The organism is Brenneria goodwinii (assembly GCF_002291445.1).
Taxonomy (GTDB): domain Bacteria; phylum Pseudomonadota; class Gammaproteobacteria; order Enterobacterales; family Enterobacteriaceae; genus Brenneria; species Brenneria goodwinii.
This window is the reverse complement of record NZ_CP014137.1, coordinates 167,147-187,907: the sequence shown is the minus strand read 5'-3', so window position 1 is coordinate 187,907 and position 20,761 is coordinate 167,147. Positions and strand designations below refer to the sequence as shown.

At 52.8% G+C, this 20,761-nt stretch carries 20 protein-coding genes, 1 tRNA gene and 1 rRNA gene; 6 read left to right on the top strand and 16 right to left on the bottom strand.

Translation table 11 applies throughout. The features are described 5' to 3' along the window. Nucleotides 1-211: 211 nt before the first annotated feature. The 3 genes from ACN28R_RS00825 to gmhB form a co-directional block, all read right to left on the bottom strand. Nucleotides 212-287: transfer RNA gene (locus ACN28R_RS00825), tRNA-Glu, on the bottom strand. Between the two features lie 90 nt (nt 288-377). Further along, nucleotides 378-1,919, bottom strand: a 16S ribosomal RNA gene (locus ACN28R_RS00820). A gap of 373 nt (nt 1,920-2,292) precedes the next feature. Then, complete coding sequence (gene gmhB, locus ACN28R_RS00815; RefSeq protein ID WP_048637694.1) at nt 2,293-2,868, bottom strand: D-glycero-beta-D-manno-heptose 1,7-bisphosphate 7-phosphatase; 576 nt, start codon at nt 2,866-2,868, stop codon at nt 2,293-2,295. Nucleotides 2,869-3,046: 178 nt separating this feature from the next. On the opposite strand from gmhB, the gene metN reads away from it, so the two are divergent. From metN to proS, 6 genes are all read left to right on the top strand, one after another. Next, nucleotides 3,047-4,078 carry a methionine ABC transporter ATP-binding protein MetN gene (gene metN, locus ACN28R_RS00810; protein WP_095833311.1) on the top strand — a complete coding sequence of 344 codons (1,032 nt, stop codon included), beginning with the start codon at nt 3,047-3,049 and terminating at the stop codon, nt 4,076-4,078. Next, a complete protein-coding gene (locus ACN28R_RS00805) occupies nt 4,071-4,724 on the top strand; it encodes a methionine ABC transporter permease MetI (RefSeq protein WP_048637692.1) in 654 nt (217 codons plus the stop codon). Before metN ends, ACN28R_RS00805 begins: the two co-directional genes overlap by 8 nt. A 71-nt stretch (nt 4,725-4,795) precedes the next feature. Further along, complete coding sequence (locus tag ACN28R_RS00800; protein ID WP_048637691.1) at nt 4,796-5,611, top strand: MetQ/NlpA family lipoprotein; 816 nt, start codon at nt 4,796-4,798, stop codon at nt 5,609-5,611. A gap of 116 nt (nt 5,612-5,727) precedes the next feature. Then, nucleotides 5,728-6,138, top strand: a complete 411-nt coding sequence (gene rcsF, locus ACN28R_RS00795; RefSeq protein ID WP_048637690.1) for an Rcs stress response system protein RcsF — start codon at nt 5,728-5,730, stop codon at nt 6,136-6,138. Then, entirely contained in the window at nt 6,135-6,878 is a 744-nt protein-coding gene (tsaA, locus tag ACN28R_RS00790) for a tRNA (N6-threonylcarbamoyladenosine(37)-N6)-methyltransferase TrmO (RefSeq protein WP_095833310.1), read from the top strand. Before rcsF ends, tsaA begins: the two co-directional genes overlap by 4 nt. Nucleotides 6,879-7,014: 136 nt before the next feature. Beyond that, a complete protein-coding gene (gene proS, locus ACN28R_RS00785; RefSeq protein WP_048637688.1) occupies nt 7,015-8,733 on the top strand; it encodes a proline--tRNA ligase in 1,719 nt (572 codons plus the stop codon). A 167-nt stretch (nt 8,734-8,900) separates the two neighbouring features. On the opposite strand, the gene rpoS is transcribed toward proS, so the two are convergent. From rpoS to ACN28R_RS00720, 13 genes are all read right to left on the bottom strand, one after another. After that, the gene (gene rpoS, locus ACN28R_RS00780; RefSeq protein WP_048637687.1) at nt 8,901-9,893 is read right to left on the bottom strand and encodes an RNA polymerase sigma factor RpoS; all 993 of its coding nucleotides are present in this window, start codon (nt 9,891-9,893) and stop codon (nt 8,901-8,903) included. A gap of 53 nt (nt 9,894-9,946) precedes the next feature. Then, nucleotides 9,947-10,975 (bottom strand): murein hydrolase activator NlpD, encoded by a 1,029-nt coding sequence (gene nlpD / locus ACN28R_RS00775; RefSeq protein WP_183096819.1) that lies wholly within the window; start codon nt 10,973-10,975, stop codon nt 9,947-9,949. A 275-nt stretch (nt 10,976-11,250) separates the two neighbouring features. Further along, nucleotides 11,251-11,877, bottom strand: a complete 627-nt coding sequence (locus tag ACN28R_RS00770) for a protein-L-isoaspartate(D-aspartate) O-methyltransferase (RefSeq protein ID WP_048637685.1) — start codon at nt 11,875-11,877, stop codon at nt 11,251-11,253. Nucleotides 11,878-12,003: 126 nt separating this feature from the next. Next, nucleotides 12,004-13,050, bottom strand: coding sequence for a tRNA pseudouridine(13) synthase TruD (gene truD / locus ACN28R_RS00765; protein WP_095833308.1), 1,047 nt, complete (start codon nt 13,048-13,050; stop codon nt 12,004-12,006). A 2-nt stretch (nt 13,051-13,052) separates the two neighbouring features. Continuing rightward, nucleotides 13,053-13,550, bottom strand: a complete 498-nt coding sequence (gene ispF / locus ACN28R_RS00760) for a 2-C-methyl-D-erythritol 2,4-cyclodiphosphate synthase (protein ID WP_048637683.1) — start codon at nt 13,548-13,550, stop codon at nt 13,053-13,055. A 39-nt stretch (nt 13,551-13,589) separates the two neighbouring features. After that, nucleotides 13,590-14,306, bottom strand: coding sequence for a 2-C-methyl-D-erythritol 4-phosphate cytidylyltransferase (gene ispD / locus ACN28R_RS00755; protein ID WP_095833307.1), 717 nt, complete (start codon nt 14,304-14,306; stop codon nt 13,590-13,592). Nucleotides 14,307-14,309: 3 nt separating this feature from the next. Next, nucleotides 14,310-14,639, bottom strand: coding sequence for a cell division protein FtsB (gene ftsB / locus ACN28R_RS00750; RefSeq protein ID WP_095833306.1), 330 nt, complete (start codon nt 14,637-14,639; stop codon nt 14,310-14,312). Nucleotides 14,640-14,897: 258 nt separating this feature from the next. After that, nucleotides 14,898-15,230 (bottom strand): DUF3561 family protein, encoded by a 333-nt coding sequence (locus tag ACN28R_RS00745; RefSeq protein WP_048637680.1) that lies wholly within the window; start codon nt 15,228-15,230, stop codon nt 14,898-14,900. A 208-nt stretch (nt 15,231-15,438) separates the two neighbouring features. Continuing rightward, on the bottom strand, nt 15,439-16,125 hold the full coding sequence (gene cysC, locus ACN28R_RS00740) for an adenylyl-sulfate kinase (protein WP_072065843.1): 687 nt from the start codon (nt 16,123-16,125) through the stop codon (nt 15,439-15,441). Then, the gene (cysN, locus tag ACN28R_RS00735) at nt 16,064-17,509 is read right to left on the bottom strand and encodes a sulfate adenylyltransferase subunit CysN (protein WP_095833305.1); all 1,446 of its coding nucleotides are present in this window, start codon (nt 17,507-17,509) and stop codon (nt 16,064-16,066) included. Before cysN ends, cysC begins: the two co-directional genes overlap by 62 nt. Before the next feature lie 11 nt (nt 17,510-17,520). Next, nucleotides 17,521-18,429, bottom strand: coding sequence for a sulfate adenylyltransferase subunit CysD (cysD, locus tag ACN28R_RS00730; RefSeq protein WP_048637678.1), 909 nt, complete (start codon nt 18,427-18,429; stop codon nt 17,521-17,523). A gap of 10 nt (nt 18,430-18,439) precedes the next feature. Then, nucleotides 18,440-19,882, bottom strand: a complete 1,443-nt coding sequence (gene cysG, locus ACN28R_RS00725) for a siroheme synthase CysG (RefSeq protein WP_095833304.1) — start codon at nt 19,880-19,882, stop codon at nt 18,440-18,442. A gap of 136 nt (nt 19,883-20,018) precedes the next feature. Then, nucleotides 20,019-20,753 carry a phosphoadenylyl-sulfate reductase gene (locus tag ACN28R_RS00720; protein ID WP_095833303.1) on the bottom strand — a complete coding sequence of 245 codons (735 nt, stop codon included), beginning with the start codon at nt 20,751-20,753 and terminating at the stop codon, nt 20,019-20,021. Nucleotides 20,754-20,761 lie beyond the last annotated feature (8 nt).

The window sequence follows — 20,761 nt, the reverse complement described above, 5'->3', positions numbered from 1 at the left end:
TGAGAGACTCTGATACAGCCAAATCACATCTCAGTACTACACGGAGAGATATGTTTAGCCGCATCGTTTCAAATTTCAGCTTGTTCCAGATTGTTAAAGAGCAAATATCATAAAACCTGACTATTGCTAATCAGCTTTAGGATATGGCGTAAGCATTAAAATATCGACTTACTGGATGACCCCCCGCTTTCACCGGAATGGTCGGATGCGCTGGCGTCCCCTAGGGGATTCGAACCCCTGTTACCGCCGTGAAAGGGCGGTGTCCTGGGCCTCTAGACGAAGGGGACACGACACCGTACTTTGTTGACGCTTTTGCTCATGACTTTCATCAGACAATCTGTTGTGGACACTGCACATTACCTACATCAGGCTTTTGGTAAGGAGGTGATCCAACCGCAGGTTCCCCTACGGTTACCTTGTTACGACTTCACCCCAGTCATGAATCACAAAGTGGTAAGCGCCCCCCCGAAGGTTAAGCTACCTACTTCTTTTGCAACCCACTCCCATGGTGTGACGGGCGGTGTGTACAAGGCCCGGGAACGTATTCACCGTAGCATTCTGATCTACGATTACTAGCGATTCCGACTTCATGGAGTCGAGTTGCAGACTCCAATCCGGACTACGACGCACTTTATGAGGTCCGCTTACTCTCGCGAGGTCGCTTCTCTTTGTATGCGCCATTGTAGCACGTGTGTAGCCCTACTCGTAAGGGCCATGATGACTTGACGTCATCCCCACCTTCCTCCGGTTTATCACCGGCAGTCTCCTTTGAGTTCCCGACCAAATCGCTGGCAACAAAGGATAAGGGTTGCGCTCGTTGCGGGACTTAACCCAACATTTCACAACACGAGCTGACGACAGCCATGCAGCACCTGTCTCAGAGCTCCCGAAGGCACATTCGCATCTCTGCAAACTTCTCTGGATGTCAAGAGTAGGTAAGGTTCTTCGCGTTGCATCGAATTAAACCACATGCTCCACCGCTTGTGCGGGCCCCCGTCAATTCATTTGAGTTTTAACCTTGCGGCCGTACTCCCCAGGCGGTCGACTTAACGCGTTAGCTCCGGAAGCCACGGTTCAAGACCACAGCCTCCAAGTCGACATCGTTTACGGCGTGGACTACCAGGGTATCTAATCCTGTTTGCTCCCCACGCTTTCGCACCTGAGCGTCAGTCTTCGTCCAGGGGGCCGCCTTCGCCACCGGTATTCCTCCAGATCTCTACGCATTTCACCGCTACACCTGGAATTCTACCCCCCTCTACGAGACTCTAGCCTGCCAGTCTTGAATGCAGTTCCCAGGTTAAGCCCGGGGATTTCACATCCAACTTAACAGACCGCCTGCGTGCGCTTTACGCCCAGTCATTCCGATTAACGCTTGCACCCTCCGTATTACCGCGGCTGCTGGCACGGAGTTAGCCGGTGCTTCTTCTGCGGGTAACGTCAATGAATAAGGTTATTAACCCTATCCCCTTCCTCCCCGCTGAAAGTACTTTACAACCCGAAGGCCTTCTTCATACACGCGGCATGGCTGCATCAGGGTTTCCCCCATTGTGCAATATTCCCCACTGCTGCCTCCCGTAGGAGTCTGGACCGTGTCTCAGTTCCAGTGTGGCTGGTCATCCTCTCAGACCAGCTAGGGATCGTCGCCTAGGTGGGCCCTTACCCCGCCTACTAGCTAATCCCATCTGGGTTCATCCGATGGTGTGAGGCCCTAAGGTCCCCCACTTTGGTCTTGCGACGTTATGCGGTATTAGCTACCGTTTCCAGTAGTTATCCCCCTCCATCGGGCAGATCCCCAGACTTTACTCACCCGTCCGCCGCTCGCCGGCAAAGAAGCAAGCTTCTTCCCGCTGCCGCTCGACTTGCATGTGTTAGGCCTGCCGCCAGCGTTCAATCTGAGCCATGATCAAACTCTTCAATTTAAGATTTGTTTGATTCGCTAAGTTAATAGCTGTGCTCAAAGAATTAGTAACTGTTTATTCGTAATGAATTTACTGCTAGTCACTCTTCAAGACTTTTTTATATCGTTGCCGATACGGTCTTGTGAGTGCCCACACAGATTGTCTGATTAAATTGTTAAAGAGCAGTGCACTGTGGCCGGAGCCGCCGCGCGAGGTGGCGTATATTACGCTTTCCTCTTTAAGAGTCAATGTTTATTTCAAACAGGTTGTTCTCTTTTTTTTACCGACCCGGTTGTGAATTCACAGCGCCGTGTCGATGGAGGCGCATTATAGGGAGCCAGCTCAGAAGCGCAAGCGAATATCGCCAACTTTTTACTGTTTGCGCAACATTCATTCACTTGGTCGATTTAGTGCGCGTTTTTATCCACTGAGGCAGATCGGCAAGGCTATTGATAACGTCATCAGCCAAAGACTCCCCCACTTCGGTGATGGGCTTACCCGTACGAACCAAAACTTTGGTTCCCACGCCGGCGGCGATTGCAGCCTGCATATCTTCAGCTTTATCACCTACCATATAGGAAGCGGCCATATCGATATTCAGATGACGCTGTGCGGAAATCAGCATGCCCGGTTCAGGTTTGCGGCAATCGCAGACCAGACGATACTCTTCATTTCCGTATTCAGGATGATGCGGGCAGAAATAGATGCCATCCAAATCCACACCGCGGTCGGCCAAAGACCAATCCATCCATTCTGTCAGTTGCATAAACTGATCTTCAGTAAATTTACCGCGGGCAATGCCCGATTGATTGGTAACCAGAACTAACGCGAATCCCATATTCTTCAACTCACGCATGGCATCAATAACACCGTCAATGAATTGAAACTGATCGATCTCATGAACATAACCGTGATCGACATTAATCGTACCGTCACGATCAAGAAAAACTGCTGGAACACTCTGTGCCACTTACTTTGCTCCCGATGGCGTAAATTGCCGGTTAGTATCGCATGTTTTTCTTCTCAGTGAGAATGCCGGGTAACGACAATCTCAATTGACTTAGACGTCTAGACGCCCTAACATCCAGCTAACATTCTGACTCTTCAGAATCTGATTTATCCAGCCATAGGCGCTTACAATAAAATTTATGATTGAACTTTCTAATATTACTAAGGTTTTTCAGCAAAACGGGCGAGAAATCACCGCGCTTGCCAATGTAAACCTTCATGTTCCCAAAGGACAAATCTATGGCGTTATCGGCTCATCGGGTGCCGGTAAAAGCACGTTGATTCGCTGCGTCAATTTATTAGAACGGCCAACTCAAGGCACCGTGCTGGTTGATGGGCAGGATCTGACGAAACTATCAGAAAACCAGCTAACACAAGCTCGCCGTCAAATTGGGATGATTTTTCAACATTTTAATTTGCTTTCGTCGCGCACGGTTTTCGGCAATATCGCCCTTCCGCTGGAACTTGATAACACGCCAAAGAGCGAAATTACCCGCCGGGTGAATGAATTACTGGATTTGGTGGGTCTGTCAGACAAGCACGACGCCTACCCCGCCAACCTTTCGGGCGGACAAAAGCAGCGTGTAGCCATTGCCCGTTCATTAGCCAGTAACCCTAAAGTTTTGTTGTGCGACGAAGCAACCAGCGCGTTGGATCCGGCAACGACCCGATCCATTTTGACGTTACTTAAAGATATCAATCGTCGTCTGGGACTGACGATCCTATTAATCACCCACGAAATGGATGTCGTAAAACGTATTTGCGACCAGGTCGCCGTGATCAGCGATGGGTGTCTGATTGAGCAGGACACGGTGGGACAATTGTTCTCCCACCCCAAAACCCCGCTGGCGCAGAAATTCATCCATTCAACATTACATTTGGATATTCCCGAAGATTACGTTGAACGCATGACGCCAACGCAGCGGGAAGGCAGCGTGCCATTGCTGCGGATGGAGTTTACCGGTCAATCCGTGGACGCGCCGTTGCTATCCGAAGTCGCCCGGCGTTTCAACATCAACAATAATATCATCAGCGCGCAGATGGATTATGCAGGCGGAGTAAAATTCGGCATTATGCTGGCGGAAATGCACGGCCAGGAAGCGGATACTCTGGCGGCAATAAAATTCCTGCAGGATCACCATGCAAATATCGAGGTATTAGGTTATGTCTGAAGCCATGATGTGGCTAATGGCCCGTGGTGTGTGGGAAACCGTGGCAATGACATTGGTTTCCGGCTTTTTTGGTTTTGTGCTTGGCCTGCCGGTGGGCGTGCTGCTTTACACCACCCGACCGGGGCAAATTATCTCTAACCCCAAACTTTACCGGGGGCTTTCAGCCCTGGTAAATATTTTCCGCTCAATTCCTTTTATCATTTTACTGGTATGGATGATTCCATTCACCCGCATCATTGTCGGTACATCCATCGGTCTGCAAGCCGCAATTGTTCCATTAACCGTCGGCGCGGCGCCTTTTATTGCCCGTATGGTAGAAAACGCGCTGCTGGAGATTCCAACAGGATTGATTGAAGCGTCACGAGCCATGGGAGCGACGCCCATGCAAATCATCAGAAAAATACTGTTGCCAGAAGCATTACCGAGTCTGATTAACGCCGCGACCATCACGCTCATCACACTTGTGGGTTATTCCGCGATGGGCGGCGCCGTTGGCGCGGGCGGCTTAGGTCAAATTGGTTATCAGTATGGTTATATTGGTTATAACGCGACAGTGATGAATACTGTATTAATATTGTTGGTTATTCTGGTTTATCTGATTCAATTCTGTGGCGACCGCGCAGTAAAAGCCGTCACACATAAGTAAGCAAGCGTTGAAACCCGCATGTGCTTATTCCGAGCACATGCCACGAAGACATTTAATTTAGAGGGAAGGATATGGCGATCAAATTGAAATCCATCGCAGCCGTCGGCGCATTGATTGGCGCTCTGGCTATAGCGGGATGCGGTCAGGAAGAAAAAGACCCTAATCATATTAAAGTGGGTGTCATTGTTGGCGCAGAGCAACAAGTTGCGGAAGTCGCCCAAAAAGTGGCAAAAGATAAATACGGTTTGGATGTTGAGTTAGTCACGTTCAATGATTATGTATTGCCGAATGAAGCATTGAGCAAAGGCGACATCGATCTGAATGCTTTCCAGCATAAACCCTATCTGGATCAACAAATTAAAGATCGTGGTTATAAGCTGGTTTCCGTGGGCAACACCTTCGTGTATCCCATTGCCGGTTACTCCAAAAAAATAAAATCACTGGATGAATTACAGGACGGCTCTCAGGTCGCGGTGCCAAACGACCCAACGAACCTGGGCCGGACGTTACTGCTGTTGCAGAAAGTGGGGTTGATTAAACTGAAAGAAAACGTTGGTCTGTTGCCGACGGTTCTGGATGTAACGGAAAATCCGAAAAACCTCAAAATTGTTGAGCTGGAAGCGCCGCAGTTGCCACGTTCGCTGGATGACGCCCAGATCGCATTGGCGGTTATCAACACCACTTATGCCAGCCAGATTAACCTGACGCCGACCAAAGATGGTCTATTTGTTGAGGAAAAAGATTCTCCTTATGTAAACCTTTTGGTTTCTCGTGAAGATAATAAAGACGCCGAGAATGTGAAAAAATTCGTCCAGGCGTATCAGTCAGATGAAGTGAATGACGCGGCCAATAAAATCTTTAATGGCGGCGCCGTTAAAGGTTGGTAATATCATTATTATTACCTTTACAAAATATATCGCTAAGACGGGCTACGGCCCGTCTTGTTATTTGTGCAATAGCTTGCTTCAATATCCGCTCTTGGAGAAAGAACTGAGGAAATTTTATGCGCGCCCTACCGCTTATTCTGTTAGCAATGTCGCTAACAGGATGTTCTCTATTACAAAAGTCACCAGCCCCGGAGCATCCACCCGTCAGCGAACATAAAGTCGAACCGGCGGCTAAACCCAAACCGGCTCCCCGGCCTGCCGCTCCGGCAGTGTTATACAAGAGTGCCGAAGAATTGGTTGGCACCCCGTTCCGTGATATGGGCGAAGTTTCCGGCTCATCCTGTCAGGTAAGCGTTCAAGACGCGCCCCCCAACATCGCCACCGCCCGCAAAAGAATGCAGACCCGTGCAACCGCCATCAAAGCCAATGCCGTTCTGCTGCATGAATGTCAGATTATCAGCGGCGTCGCCGGCTGTTATCGTCAAGCGGTTTGCCAAGGCTCGGCATTACAAGTTTCCAATCAATGAAAGGGTTCTTTTTCAATCAGATCGGCGTAATCCGCTCCCCTTATAAAGAAAAGTTTGCCATTCCGCGGCAGCCGGGTCTGATTGAAGATGGCGGAGGCGAACTCCAGCTACTGCCGCCATACAACCAGCCGGAATGCGTGCGTGGATTAACTGATTTCAGTCACATCTGGATCCTGTTTATTTTCCATCAAACCATGGAAGGCGGCTGGCGCCCCACCGTTCGGCCTCCCAGATTAGGCGGAAATGCGCGCGTGGGCGTTTTTGCCACACGTTCGACCTTTCGCCCCAATCCTGTCGGCATGTCGCTGGTGGAATTGAAAGCGATCCATACTGAAGGCAATTCGGTAAAGCTGGAGTTGGGAAGTCTCGATCTGGTCGATGGGACGCCGGTGATTGATATCAAGCCCTATCTGCCATTTGCGGAAAGTCAGCCTCACGCCCAGGCGGGTTTTGCGCAGTTGGCTCCGGAAGGCGCAATGCCGGTTATTTTTTCCCCGCTGGCGGAACAGCAGATCGCCGCGCAGCAGAAAAAATATCCCCATTTAAAACGGTTTATCACTCAGATACTCGCTCAGGATCCGCGCCCTGCTTATCGTAAAGGTGAGGATAGCGAGAGGGAATACGCCGTTTTACTGCTGGAATTTAACGTCCGCTGGCGGGTGTCGACGCTGCGCACGGAAGTGCTCTGCCTTGAAGCTCCATCGTTTTCTCACACCGAGGATAGCAGGCGCAATGAGTGAACGGCGCTAACCGCCATAAAATTGTTCGGCGTCTCTTTTGACGAACGGCGCACACTGGTAAACTAAGCCACTTTTTATGTCTTCGGCTGCACTGGCAGCCTGATGCCATTCGTCGTTCTAACGGAACTAAAACACCATGCGTACTAGCCAATATCTGCTCTCCACACTAAAGGAGACGCCTGCCGATGCGGAAGTGATCAGCCATCAGCTGATGCTCCGAGCCGGAATGATCCGTAAACTGGCCTCCGGCCTTTATACCTGGTTGCCGACTGGCTTACGGGTTCTGAAAAAAGTTGAAAACATCGTTCGCGAAGAAATGAACAACGCTGGCGCGATCGAAGTGTCTATGCCGGTCGTTCAGCCCGCCGATTTGTGGGTGGAGAGTGGCCGTTGGGAGCAATATGGTCCCGAACTGTTGCGTTTTGTCGATCGCGGCGAACGTCCGTTCGTACTCGGTCCAACGCATGAAGAAGTCATTACCGATTTGGTTCGTAACGAAATCAGCTCCTATAAACAGCTACCGTTGAATTTCTTTCAGATTCAGACCAAATTTCGTGATGAAGTCCGTCCGCGCTTTGGCGTGATGCGTTCCCGCGAGTTCCTGATGAAAGATGCCTATTCTTTCCATACCTCACAGGAATCATTACAGGTCACGTACGATGCAATGTACGCCGCCTACAGTAAAATATTCAGCCGTATGGATTTGGATTTCAGAGCGGTTCAGGCCGATACCGGTTCTATCGGCGGTAATGCGTCCCATGAATTTCAGGTATTGGCGGAGAGTGGCGAAGACGATGTCGTTTTCTCTACCGGTTCCGACTATGCCGCAAATATTGAATTGGCGGAAGCCGTTGCGCCTAAATTAGGGCGCGCTGAAGCAAAAGAAGAACTCCGCCTGGTCGACACGCCAAATGCTAAAACCATCGCGGAACTGGTTGGGCAATTCAAACTTCCGGTTGAGAAAACCGTAAAAACGTTGCTGGTGAAAGCCACCGAGGAGAGCGGCCATAAGCTGGTCGCCCTGCTGGTTCGCGGCGATCATGAATTAAACGAAGTTAAGGCCGAGAAACTTTCGTTAGTAGCCAGCCCGCTGACATTCGCCACGGAAGAAGAGATCCGTTCGATTATCGGTGCGGGTCCTGGTTCGCTTGGCCCGGTTAATTTGCCTATTCCCGTCGTGGTCGACCGCACGGTTGCGGCAATGAGTGATTTTGGCGCCGGTGCCAACATTGACGGCAAACACTACTTTGGCATCAACTGGGAACGCGACGTAGCTCTGCCGCTGGTTGCCGATATTCGCAACGTGGTGGAAGGCGATATCAGCCCGGATGAAAAAGGCACGCTGCAAATCAAACGTGGTATTGAAGTTGGCCATATCTTCCAATTAGGCAGCAAATACTCTGAAGCCCTGAAAGCGACCGTTCAGGGAGAAGACGGGCGTAATCAGATCCTGATGATGGGCTGCTACGGCATCGGCATTACCCGTGTGGTGGCGGCGGCGATTGAGCAAAACCACGACGATCGCGGCATTATCTGGCCTGATGCTATCGCGCCTTTCCACGTTGCCATTCTGCCGATGAATATGCACAAATCTTTCCGCGTGAAAGAGGTTGCCGAAGATATTTATCAACAATTACGGGCAAAAGGCATCGAAGTCCTGCTGGATGACCGCAAAGAGCGTCCGGGTGTGATGTTTGCCGATATGGAACTGATTGGCGTACCGCACACCATCGTCATTGGCGATCGCAATCTGGATAATGAAGAGATTGAATATAAAAATCGCCGCGGCGGTGAGAAGCAAATGATTAAAACCAGCGAAATCGTCGATTTCCTGGTGGCAAACGTGGTGCGCTAATTGCCGGGAGTCTGTCCTTTCCATGACGGGAAGGACAGATATAAAAAATCGCCGGAAGCGATTTTAAACGTCGCTTACGACGATCCTGGCAGGCGGGCAGAATACCCGCCATAAAAAATGGTGGGTTCCCCCACCATTTCTATTCCGTCAAGATCGGCCAATCGGCATTACTCACGGAACAATTCTTCAATATCCAGCCCTTGCACCTGCAGGATTTCCCGCAGACGACGTAACCCTTCGACCTGAATCTGTCGAACACGCTCGCGCGTAAGACCGATTTCCCGACCAACATCTTCCAATGTAGCCGCTTCGTATCCTAACAGGCCAAAACGACGAGCCAATACTTCACGCTGTTTCGCGTTCAGTTCAAACAGCCACTTAACGATATTCTGCTTCATATCGTTATTCTGGGTGGTATCTTCCGGCCCATTGTCTTTTTCATCCGCCAGTATATCCAACAGCGCCTTTTCCGAATCACCGCCCAGCGGAGTGTCAACGGAGGTAATGCGCTCATTCAGACGAAGCATGCGATTAACATCATCAACAGGTTTGTCGAGCTGTTCGGCAATCTCTTCCGCACTCGGCTCATGGTCCAGTTTATGAGAAAGTTCGCGTGCGGTACGCAGATAGACATTCAATTCTTTAACGATGTGGATTGGCAGGCGAATAGTTCGGGTCTGATTCATGATCGCCCGTTCTATGGTTTGCCGGATCCACCAGGTGGCGTAAGTTGAAAAACGGAATCCCTTCTCTGGGTCAAATTTTTCAACGGCCCGGATCAGGCCAAGGTTACCTTCTTCAATCAGATCCAATAATGCCAGACCACGATTGTTGTAACGGCGGGCGATCTTTACTACCAGCCTCAGATTACTTTCTATCATCCGGCGGCGTGACGGCGTATCGCCACGCAACGCTCGCCGGGCAAAAAAGACTTCTTCTTCAGCAGTTAAAAGCGGTGAATAACCAATTTCTCCCAAATAGAGCTGCGTCGCATCTAAAACACGCTGCGGAACTCCCTGTGATAACAACTCTTCTTCAGCTGAGTCATTATCACTGGTTTCTTCCTCTGCTAGCGCTTTGTCTTCAAAAACGTCAAGTCCATTCTCTTCAAAATCAGCATCTTCATGCAACTCGTTAACTTTCAGCGTATTTTGGCTCATAAGTGGCTCCTACCCGTGATCCCTTGGCAGAATACCGAAATACTCTGCCCGATTTATCGCTGCGGAAGAAAACGCAGCGGGTTTACGGATTTCCCCTTGTAACGAATTTCAAAATGCAAACGAACTGAACTGGTTCCGGTGCTACCCATGGTAGCTATTTTTTGCCCCGCCGTGACTTCTTGTTGCTCCCGGACCAGCATGCTTTCATTATGAGCGTAGGCACTCAGGTAGTCATCATTATGTTTGATGATTATCAGATTACCGTAACCACGCAACGCGTTGCCCGCATAAACTACACGCCCACTGGCGGTAGCAACAACGGATTGCCCACGAGAGCCGGCGATATCAATCCCTTTATTTCCTCCTTCCGAATCGGAGAAACTATCGATGACTTTCCCTTCTGTGGGCCAACGCCAACTGCCGACAGCAGCCGTATTGCTGCTGGCAACAGCCGCTGGTGCGGTAACAGGAGCAGTCGTTGCAGCCCCTGTTGTAGGTAACATCTTACCTACATTCTGTTTACCCGAATTATCAGAATACGCGTTAGTTGTCCGAGAATCAACCTGCGTATTTTGTATTTGATTACTCGTTTGTATTTGATTGCTTGAAGGCGGTACCGGTACGCCCCCCGTGGTTGCATCTCTAGCCGCCATCATGCCGCCGCTGGTCGCGGCGCCGGAAGTATCCACGCCGTTGCCCAGACTCAGAGTCTGACCGACATTCAAACTATAAGGCTCAGAAATATTGTTGCGTTGGGCAAGGTCGCGATAATCGTTGCCGGTGATCCAGGCGATGTAAAACAGCGTGTCTCCCCGCTTAACCGTATAAGTACTCCCACCGTTGTAACTTCCTTTCGGGATATTGTCATAACTGCGGTTATAAACGATTCGGCCATCGCGAGTGGTCACTTTCGAGTCGGCGGACGTCATCTGTGATGGGGGCGCGGACATCATGCCGCTTCTGCCGCTGCCCGCATTTCCGCCGACGCTGCTGATCGGTGCGGATTTGGAATTATCATTAGAACAACCGGCCAACCCTAAGACAACCAACGAACAAGCAGCGATCTGACGCAAATTCATCATTCGGCTTCCCATGCGCCTTACTCCCCTATAACTATAAAATTCAGTAATCAGTTCAGACATTTGTAGCCCATATCCATTGTAGCGTAACTGAGTTCAGGTATTTTTTTCGTCAATCAGAACGAGAAAGATCGCCATTTCTTCATCCCTGACACATAAACGAAATCGGAGAGACAACATTCTTATCTGATGCTAGCAATATCAGCAAGTTCATACCATAAACCAGTTGTATTGAAATCTTAAATTCCCAACAACAGACAAGACTCGCCGCAACCGTATCAGGCTAATTCGCCTTTGACTAGAGGAACAAACCGAACTGCCTCAACTGTTTGGATAATAAACTCGCCTGCCTGACGCTTAACCACCTGTAACATTTGTGACAGATCGCCTACCGGCAGAACCATCACTCCGCCTTCATCTAGCTGATCCAGCAGGGCTTGGGGGATCTCCGGTGGCGCGGCCGTCACAATAATGGCATCAAAGGGCCCGCGCGATGCCCAGCCCTGCCAGCCATCGCCGTGACGGGTAGAGACATTATGCAAATCAAGCTGTTTAAGGCGGCGTTTAGCCTGCCACTGAAGCCCTTTGATACGCTCAACGGAACAGACATGTTTAACCAAATGCGCCAGGATCGCCGTTTGATACCCTGAGCCGGTACCGATTTCCAATACGCGGGAAACCGGCGTCAAGCCCAATAATTCCGTCATTTTCGCCACCATATAGGGCTGCGAAATCGTCTGCCCCGACCCTATCGGCAACGCTGTATTCTCATAAGCCTTGTGTTCAAAAGCTTCGTCAACAAAGCGCTCTCTGGGCACGGCGGCTATCGCCTGCAGCAGGCGCTCATCCTGTATTCCCTGCCGGCGCAAGAGATCCAGCAGCGTTTGCATGCGTTTGTTTACCATACCCCGCTAACCTCAGCTTTGGTTAACCTTGTCGTCGATATACTCATTTTCCCCCACAGGGTAAAATTTGCAGCCGCCATCATCGTTGTCATTAAATCCGGTCAATTAAAAATAAACCGCAAGACATCAGGCGCTGATATCAATGTCCTGATGCGGGTTCAGAATTTCACGCACGACGCTGGTAGCGAAACTCCCCGCCGGCAACCAGAATTTCAGTTCGAGCGTTGCCTCATCCAGCCAATTCCAGCTCATTTGCCGCGGATAGAGCAGTATCGCCCGACGAGCCGGCTCTACCCGTTCGCGCCGCAATAAAGACAGCAACGTTTCCTGACCGGCAAGGTTTTCCTGTTCAAAAACCAGCGCGGCATCCCGCGTGCCCGGCGCGCCATCCCCCGGCAACGGCGCCGTTACCAGAAGTTCGCCGGCATCAAGACGCGCCTGTAAAACGGACAATTCATCGGGTTTGGCGACAAACCAACTGCCACGCCCCGCTAATTGTAATGCATCGCCGCATAAAACCGTTGTAGCCAATTGCTGCGTCAACCGGACGCTGGCTACCTGATTAAACAAGGCGCTGCGGCTGGCGGAAAGATAAAAACTGCGCTTGCTGCGTTCCTTAACCCGGATATCATTGTTTGCCCAGAGGCGGGCCTGCGCCAGGTTATTGCCGTTTTTGCCGAATCGCTGACTGCCGAAATAGTTAGGTACGCCGTCTTGCGCAATCCGCTGCAAACGGGCGTCGACCTCGGCCCGATCGCTGATTTGGCGCAATACCAGCGTAAAAGCGTTCCCCTGCAATGCGCCAATACGCAATTTACGACGATGACGTGCAAATTCAAGAACTTCACAACCTTCCAGAGCGAAGTCATTTAAATCAGGGGAATCTTTACCAGGAATATGGAGGCAAAACCATTGCTCCGTCAGCGCATGCCGATCTTTCAGACCCGCGTAGCTCACCGCACGTTGCGGTATTCGGGCAAATTTCGCCAGCGCTTCCGCCACAAATTGCGTATTGCAACCGCATTTACGGATACGCGCCAGGATATGCTCGCCTTCTCCATCAGGCTGAAAGCCCAAATCTTCAATCACCTTGAAATCTTCCGCCGTGGATTTCAGTACGCCCGATGCCAGCGGTTTGCCATGCAACCAGGTAAGCGTTTCATGCATTTCCATGCCTACCATGCGACGATTTCACCCGCTTCACTTTTCACTAACAGTACGACGGCTTCACAGGCGATGCCCTCACCCCGGCCGGTAAATCCGAGCTGCTCGGTGGTGGTGGCCTTGACGTTCACGTCGTCCATATGACTTTGCAGATCTTCCGCCAGATTGACGCGCATTTGCGGAATGTGGGGGGCCATCTTCGGCGCCTGAGCGATGATCGTGACATCCAGATTGCCTAGCCGATAGCCTTTTTCGCCGATGCGACGCCACGCTTCACGCAGCAACCCACGGCTGTCGGCGCCTTTGAATGCCGGATCGGTATCGGGAAATAGTTTGCCGATGTCGCCCATCGCGGCAGCGCCCAGCAGCGCATCCGTCACCGCATGTAAGACGACATCCCCGTCAGAATGCGCAAGCAGCCCCTGAGTATAAGGAATACGCACCCCGCCGATCACCAGTGGACCTTCGCCACCCAATTTATGAACATCGAAACCGTGACCGATACGCATCGTGCGTTCTCCTTATAACTTATTCAGTAGAATGTAGGTTTACCCAATAGAATGGCTGTGCTGTAAATTCGTTAAATAAAACGCAGCCAATGCCAGATCTTCCGGACGGGTTACTTTGATGTTATCAGCCCGCCCGCTGACGATTTGTGGATGATAACCACAATACTCCAGAGCGGAGGCTTCGTCAGTGACTGTCGCGCCATCACGCAACGCCTGCTGTAAACAGGTTTTCAGTAATGCCAATGGAAACAGCTGCGGCGTCAGGGCATGCCACAGATCGTTACGCTCCACCGTGTGATCTATCGCCATTCCCGCGCCGCGCTTCATGGTATCACGAACGGGAGACGCCAGAATTCCTCCGACGTCACTATGCCGCGTAATACTCAGCAGCCGTTCAAGATCGTCCTGGTGCAGGCAAGGTCGCGCCGCGTCATGCACCAGCGCCCATTCAGCGCCGGCAACGCTATTTAGCCCCGCCAGCACGGAATCAGCGCGCTGTTTCCCGCCGATAACCACACTGACGCGAGGATCGCCGGCGATAGGCAAAGCGTGAAAGCGGGTGTCATCAGGACTAATGGCGACAATCACTCGGGTGATGCGGGGATGAGACAACAGCGCGCCGATCGCGTGTTCAAGAATGGTTTTACTGCCGATAGTCAAATACTGTTTAGGGCAAGTGCTTTGCATCCGGCTGCCGTTGCCGGCGGCAGGTAAGACAGCGACAACCTCTGGCTGGGAAGCAATTTGTTTTAGCATGCGTTAGTGTGATGTATTGTTGGGTAACGATGACGGGGCGTTCACGCCACTGCGGTATCCGGATTCAGGAACCAGGCGATAAAAGCTTTCTCCGGGTTTAATCATGCCCAGTTCATTGCGCGCACGCTCTTCAATCGCTTCCTGTCCGCCGTCCAGATCGTCGATTTCCGCAAACAGTTGTTCATTACGAGCCTTCAGCTTGGCATTGTTCGCCTGCTGGACAACAACGTCGTCGTTGACCCGAACATAATCATGAACACCATTCTTCCCCAGCCACAGCGAATACTGAAGCCAGCCGAGTATTATCAATAATAACAGCGTAAGTTTTCCCATCCCGCCCCCTGAAAAGCCGCCTAATCATCCCATAACTTTTGCTTCGACTCCACACTGTCTAGCTACAGGGGCGAAGATTCCCGTGAAAGAAGGGGAAAAGACAGGAAAGAATGCTGAAAATAGATCGTATAGCAGAGGGGAAAAAGTGGTTCACTAATGGGAAAAATGATGAAACACACTGAAAAAACAACCCACCTCCCCATCGTCATACCGCCCAGTCAAGGATCGAGAGGCTCCTGATATTAACGGGCGCAGGATTTACTCGCCGATGAAAAAAGAAAACGTCAGCCAGACCAGTAAGAACGTTGACAATCCCGTTGCCGACAAGGCGTACCAGATACGTTGAGACAACATAAAACAGAATGCCACGCCGACGATTATCGACAACGGCATCAGCGCTAGAAAGAATGGCCAGGTGTAAAGCATCAGGAAAAACGCGGTATTGGCGCCGTAGACCAGAAAGGGAAGCGTGAACGCCAGGCAATAGAAGGAAAAGCCGGCCCCGGTTCCCAGAAACAGATACGAGAGACCGTCGTCTTCGTCCCGCATCGCGCCTGTCTTGGCGACAGTTAACTGAGTGACATTCTGCATAATTCTCCCCTTCAATTTCGTCGCCCGGACAGATGCAGATACTGAGTTAAACATTCTCAGTTAAGACACGCACCACCCGCAGGCTCCACCTCGCGTCATTCCCGCGCAGGCGGAATCTCTTACACCCGAACCGCCGGTGAAAGCAGATCCCCGCCTGCTGACGCGGGTATAACGGAAATGGTATACCCGCGCGCGAGTGACGAAGCGATCAGAGGTTGATAATAGCTCGTCGGCTCAGCAGATCTAACAGTTGACTGGTCAAATTTGTTACCAATTGTTCGCCGTTCAGATGAATGTCTGGCGCTTCCGGCGCTTCATAAACAGAATCGATACCGGTGAAATTACGCAGTTCCCCGGCCCGCGCTTTCTTATACAACCCTTTCGGATCGCGGGCTTCGCAGGTAGCCAGGGGCGTATCGACAAACACCTCGATAAATTGCCCTTGATCCAGCAGATCCTGCACCATTTTCCGTTCGGCGCGGTGCGGCGAGATAAAGGCCGTCAGCACCACCAGCCCGGCATCGACCATCAATTTGGCCACCTCGCCGACGCGGCGGATATTCTCCCGCCGATCGGCGTCGGTAAAGCCTAAATCGCGGCACAGCCCGTGACGGACGTTATCGCCATCCAGCAGGTAGGTACTGACGCCCCGCTGGTGCAACGCCTGCTCCAGCGCGCCGGCCAGGGTCGATTTCCCCGAACCGGACAGCCCGGTAAACCAGATGACGCTCCCTTGATGACCATGCAGACGTTCACGCTCCTGACGAGACACCACGTGCGAATGCCAGACGACATTTTCATCGGCGGGCGAAGATGAATGGCGTTGGGACACGTTATTTACCTCCCAGCAGGTCGCGCGCGCCCCAATGCGGGAAGTGGCGGCGAACCAGGGCATTGAGCTCCAGCTCGAACGCGCTGTAAGCGCCAGGTTCCTGATACGTTTGCTCAATGACCTCCCGCACCAGCCCCGCGCCTACGGTGACATTGCTCAGGCGGTCAATAAAGATCATACCGCCGGTAACATGGTGTTGTTGATAATTGTCCAGCACCATCGGTTCATCAAACGCCAGCTCAACCAGGCCGATGCCGTTCAACGGCAGATTTTCCGTTACCCGCTGCGTCAGGGTATTAATATCGACCTGATACTGAATATTCTCTACCCGGGCGCGAGTTTTCTTGCCGCTGATCTTGATGTCATAGCTCTGCCCCGGCACCAGCGGCTGTTCCGCCATCCACACCACATCCACCAGCGCGTTGCGCACCGCCTTCAGGTTTTCCGTACTGTCGACCAGCAGATCGCCGCGGCTGATATCGATCTCATCGGCCAGCACCAGGGTGATCGCCTCGCCGGCCTGCGCCTGTTGCAGATCGCCGTCAAAGGTGACAATCCGACTGACGGTGGACTCGACGCCCGACGGCAACACTTTTACCCGCTGCCCCACGCTCACCACGCCGGACGCCAGCGTACCGGCGTAGCCGCGAAAATCGAGATTCGGACGGTTCACATACTGTACCGGGAAACGCATCGGCAACTTAAGGCTGCGCTGCGCCACATTGACGGTTTCCAGCACGTCCAGCAGCGTCGGCCCGGTGTACCAGCTCATCGCGCCGCTCGGCTTGGCGACGTTATCGCCGTCCAGCGCGGAAATCGGCACAAAGGTAATATTCAGATCGGTGGGTAACTGCTGGGCAAAATCCAGATAGTCCTGTTTAAACTGCTCAAATACCGTCTGCTGATAGTCCACCAGATCCATTTTGTTCACCGCCACCACCAGATGACGGATGCCCAGCAGCGTCGCAATAAAACTATGACGCCGGGTCTGATCCAACACCCCTTTGCGCGCATCGATCAGCAGGATCGCCAGTTCGCAGGTGGATGCCCCGGTCGCCATATTGCGGGTGTACTGCTCATGCCCCGGCGTATCGGCAATAATAAACTTGCGCTTTTCCGTCGAGAAATAGCGGTAAGCCACGTCAATGGTGATGCCCTGCTCACGTTCGGCCTGCAGACCATCCACCAACAGAGCCAGATCCAGCTTTTCACCCTGCGTCCCCAGCCGCTTACTGTCGCTGTGCAACGTGGTTAACTGATCTTCATAAATCTGGCGGGTATCGTGCAGCAAACGGCCAATCAGCGTACTTTTACCGTCGTCGACGCTGCCGCAAGTCAGAAAACGCAGCAGGGTTTTATCCTGCTGAGCGCGCAGATAGGCCTCTACGCCCCCTTGATCTGCAATCTGCTTGGCGATCACATTCTGTTGTTCAACAAACTGGTTCATTCGACGGCTCCTCAGAAATACCCTTGACGCTTTTTCAACTCCATTGAACCGGCCTGATCGCGATCGATCATCCGTCCCTGACGTTCGCTGGTGGTGGAAATCAGCATCTCTTCAATGATTTCCGGCAGCGTTTGCGCGTTTGATTCAACCGCGCCGGTCAGCGGCCAGCAGCCCAGGGTACGGAAACGCACCATGCGTTGCTCAATCACTTCGCCTGGTTGCAGATCGATACGATCGTCATCCACCATCAGCAACATGCCGTCACGCTCCAGCACCGGGCGCATCGCGGCCAGGTAAAGCGGCACAATGTCGATGTTTTCCAGATAGATGTACTGCCAGATATCCAGCTCGGTCCAGTTAGACAGCGGGAATACGCGGATGCTTTCGCCCTTGTTGATCTGACCGTTATAGTTGTGCCACAGCTCCGGACGCTGGCTTTTCGGATCCCAGCGGTGAAAGCGGTCGCGGAAGGAGTAAATGCGTTCCTTCGCGCGGGATTTTTCTTCATCGCGCCGTGCGCCGCCGAATGCGGCATCAAAACCATATTTATCCAGCGCCTGTTTCAACCCTTCGGTTTTCATAATATCGGTATGCTTGGCGCTGCCGTGAATAAACGGATTTATGCCCAACGCCTCCCCCTGCGGGTTGCGATGAACCAGCAGTTCGCACCCGTATGCTTTCGCCGTGCGGTCGCGGAATTCGTACATTTCACGAAATTTCCAACCGGTATCCACATGCAGCAGCGGGAAAGGCAGCGATCCTGGAAAAAACGCTTTGCGCGCCAGATGCAGCATCACCGAGGAGTCTTTACCGATGGAGTACATCATCACCGGGTTGCTGAATTCCGCCGCCACTTCGCGGATGATATGAATACTCTCGGCCTCTAACTGCCGTAAATGAGTGAGTCGTTTCTCGTCCATAACCTTTCCCTTAAGACAAATTCACTACCGCCGGACGGCTGTCTTGCCGCGCCGCCAGCGACTGCTGACCAAACCAGGCGATCTGATGGTGCAAATTCACCACCTCGCCAATCACCAGCAACGCTGGCGTCGGTGCCTGCTGGGCCAATTGTTCCAACTGTTGCAAGGTGCCGATCAATACTTGCTGATCCTGCCGGGTTCCCCGGCCAATCACCGCCACCGGCGTTTCGGCCGAACGGCCATGGGCGATCAACTGCTGAGCGATATCGGCGGCTTTCACCGTGCCCATATAAATCGCCAGCGTCTGACGACCGCGCGCCAGCGTCGACCACTCCAACGCCTGACCGTCAGGCCGGCAATGGCCGGTAATAAAGATGACGCTCTGGGCATAGTCCCGGTGCGTTAGCGGTATACCGGCGTAAGCCGTGGCGCCGGCGGCGGCGGTAATGCCCGGCACAACCTGAAAGGAAATGCCGGCCTGCGCCACCTGTTGCAACTCCTCGCCGCCGCGGCCGAAAATAAACGGATCGCCGCCTTTCAGACGAACCACCCGTTTTCCTTGCCGGGCTAATGAGATAATTAATCGGTTGATCTCTTCCTGAGGGACGGAATGGGCGCTGGCTCGCTTGCCGACACAGATACGTTCGGCGTCGCGGCGCACCAATTCCAGCACATCATCGCTCACCAGGTTGTCATACAGCACCACATCCGCCTGTTGGATAACCTGTAAACCACGCAACGTCAGTAATCCGGCATCGCCGGGACCGGCGCCGACCAGCGCGACTTCCCCCCGATTGACGGCGGCTTGTTGTTGCTCGTGTTGCTGTTGTTCGAGCTGCTGTCGCAGCTCTTCTTCCGCCTGAGAAATTTGTCCCGCCGCCACCAGGTTGGAAAAACGCCCGTAGAAAAGACGCTCCCAGAAACGGCGGCGCTCACCCGAGGAATGCAGGCGTTGCTTGATACGGTCGCGCCAGCCCCCGGCCAGTTGAGCCATGGTTCCCAGCGTGACCGGCAGCAGGGCTTCGAGTTTTTCACGCAGCAGCCGCGCCAGCACCGGCGCCTGTCCGCCGGATGAGATCGCCACCATCAGCGGCGAACGATCGACAATGGAAGGGAAGATAAACGAGCACTTTGGCTGGTCGTCCACCACGTTCGCCAGCAGATGACGCTGATTCGCGGCCTCGAAGACGGCGGCATTAAGTTCCCGGTCATCCGTTGCCGCAATAACCAGAAACACATCCGACAGCAACTCGGGCGTAAAACGCCGGGCGACCCACTCAAGCCGGCCGGCATGATGCTGCGCGGTTAACTGTTCCGACAGCGACTGGGCGGCTACCTTTATCTCGGCGCCGGCGCGTTGCAGCAGTTCGATTTTGCGCGTGGCGACATCACCACCGCCGACCACCAGCACCGGGCGATCCCGCAGATCCGCGAATATGGGAAGATAGTTCACAATCGCCTAAACTAAGTCAAAAAATAGATAAGGTGACTATACGGCGCGGACGGAACACTTATGAAATGCCGAATTGGAATGACAAGTTCCGTAATGGAATAACAGCGGGATTTCAGGTATAACCCCGGTTAATCTCTCACCCTTCATGCAAGCCGCACTCACGCTTGAGACCGAAAAAGCGGGTTTCTTCCTCGCTCATGCCGGGCTCCCACTTACGGGTGGTGTGGGTGTCGCCCACCGAGAGATATCCCTGATCCCACAGCGGGTGGTAGCTTAGCCCGTGTTGTTTCAGGTACTGGTAAACCTGCTTGTTATCCCAGTCGATGACCGGCAGGAATTTGAACACGCCGCGCTGCACCGCCAGCACCGGCAGGTGACCGCGGCTGCTGGATTGTTCGCGCCGCAGGCCGGCGAACCAGGTTTTTGCCTTCAACTCGCCTAAGGCCCGGTTCATCGGCTCTACCTTGTTCATCTGGTTGTAACGCTCAATGCCTTCAACCCCCTGCTCCCACAATTTACCGTAGCGCGCCTCCTGCCAGGCGGGCGACAGTTCGGCGCGGTAGACCTGGAGATTCAGATTCAGCTGTTCCGTCAGCGCGTCGATAAACTGATAGGTTTCCGGGAAAAGGTAGCCGGTATCGGTCAGAATGACCGGAATATCCGGCCGCTGTTGCGTCACCAAATGCAGGGACAACGCCGCCTGGATACCAAAGCTGGAGGACAAGACATATTCCCCCGGCAGGTTTTCCAGCGCCCAGCCCACGCGCTCCTGCGCGGATAGCCGTTCCAGCTGCTGGTTAACTTCCGCCAACGCCGTCGCCTGTTCAGCTTTAGGTAAGGCGTTGAGCGCTTCAAGATTAAGCTCGGACATCAGGATCT

Excerpts from the sequence above, each read along its gene's own strand:
- ACN28R_RS00770 (WP_048637685.1), bottom strand. The coding sequence starts at position 11,877 with ATGGTAAACAAACGCATGCAAACGCTGCTGGATCTCTTGCGCCGGCAG.
- metN (WP_095833311.1), top strand. The coding sequence starts at position 3,047 with ATGATTGAACTTTCTAATATTACTAAGGTTTTTCAGCAAAACGGGCGA.
- ACN28R_RS00745 (WP_048637680.1), bottom strand. The coding sequence starts at position 15,230 with ATGCAGAATGTCACTCAGTTAACTGTCGCCAAGACAGGCGCGATGCGG.
- ftsB (WP_095833306.1), bottom strand. The coding sequence starts at position 14,639 with ATGGGAAAACTTACGCTGTTATTATTGATAATACTCGGCTGGCTTCAG.
- truD (WP_095833308.1), bottom strand. The coding sequence starts at position 13,050 with ATGGAAATGCATGAAACGCTTACCTGGTTGCATGGCAAACCGCTGGCA.
- cysN (WP_095833305.1), bottom strand. The coding sequence starts at position 17,509 with ATGAACCAGTTTGTTGAACAACAGAATGTGATCGCCAAGCAGATTGCA.
- proS (WP_048637688.1), top strand. The coding sequence starts at position 7,015 with ATGCGTACTAGCCAATATCTGCTCTCCACACTAAAGGAGACGCCTGCC.
- nlpD (WP_183096819.1), bottom strand. The coding sequence starts at position 10,975 with ATGATGAATTTGCGTCAGATCGCTGCTTGTTCGTTGGTTGTCTTAGGG.
- tsaA (WP_095833310.1), top strand. The coding sequence starts at position 6,135 with ATGAAAGGGTTCTTTTTCAATCAGATCGGCGTAATCCGCTCCCCTTAT.
- ACN28R_RS00720 (WP_095833303.1), bottom strand. The coding sequence starts at position 20,753 with ATGTCCGAGCTTAATCTTGAAGCGCTCAACGCCTTACCTAAAGCTGAA.
- cysC (WP_072065843.1), bottom strand. The coding sequence starts at position 16,125 with ATGCCCTGGTTCGCCGCCACTTCCCGCATTGGGGCGCGCGCGACCTGC.
- ispD (WP_095833307.1), bottom strand. The coding sequence starts at position 14,306 with ATGCTAAAACAAATTGCTTCCCAGCCAGAGGTTGTCGCTGTCTTACCT.
- ACN28R_RS00800 (WP_048637691.1), top strand. The coding sequence starts at position 4,796 with ATGGCGATCAAATTGAAATCCATCGCAGCCGTCGGCGCATTGATTGGC.
- rpoS (WP_048637687.1), bottom strand. The coding sequence starts at position 9,893 with ATGAGCCAAAATACGCTGAAAGTTAACGAGTTGCATGAAGATGCTGAT.
- ispF (WP_048637683.1), bottom strand. The coding sequence starts at position 13,550 with ATGCGTATCGGTCACGGTTTCGATGTTCATAAATTGGGTGGCGAAGGT.
- ACN28R_RS00805 (WP_048637692.1), top strand. The coding sequence starts at position 4,071 with ATGTCTGAAGCCATGATGTGGCTAATGGCCCGTGGTGTGTGGGAAACC.
- rcsF (WP_048637690.1), top strand. The coding sequence starts at position 5,728 with ATGCGCGCCCTACCGCTTATTCTGTTAGCAATGTCGCTAACAGGATGT.
- cysD (WP_048637678.1), bottom strand. The coding sequence starts at position 18,429 with ATGGACGAGAAACGACTCACTCATTTACGGCAGTTAGAGGCCGAGAGT.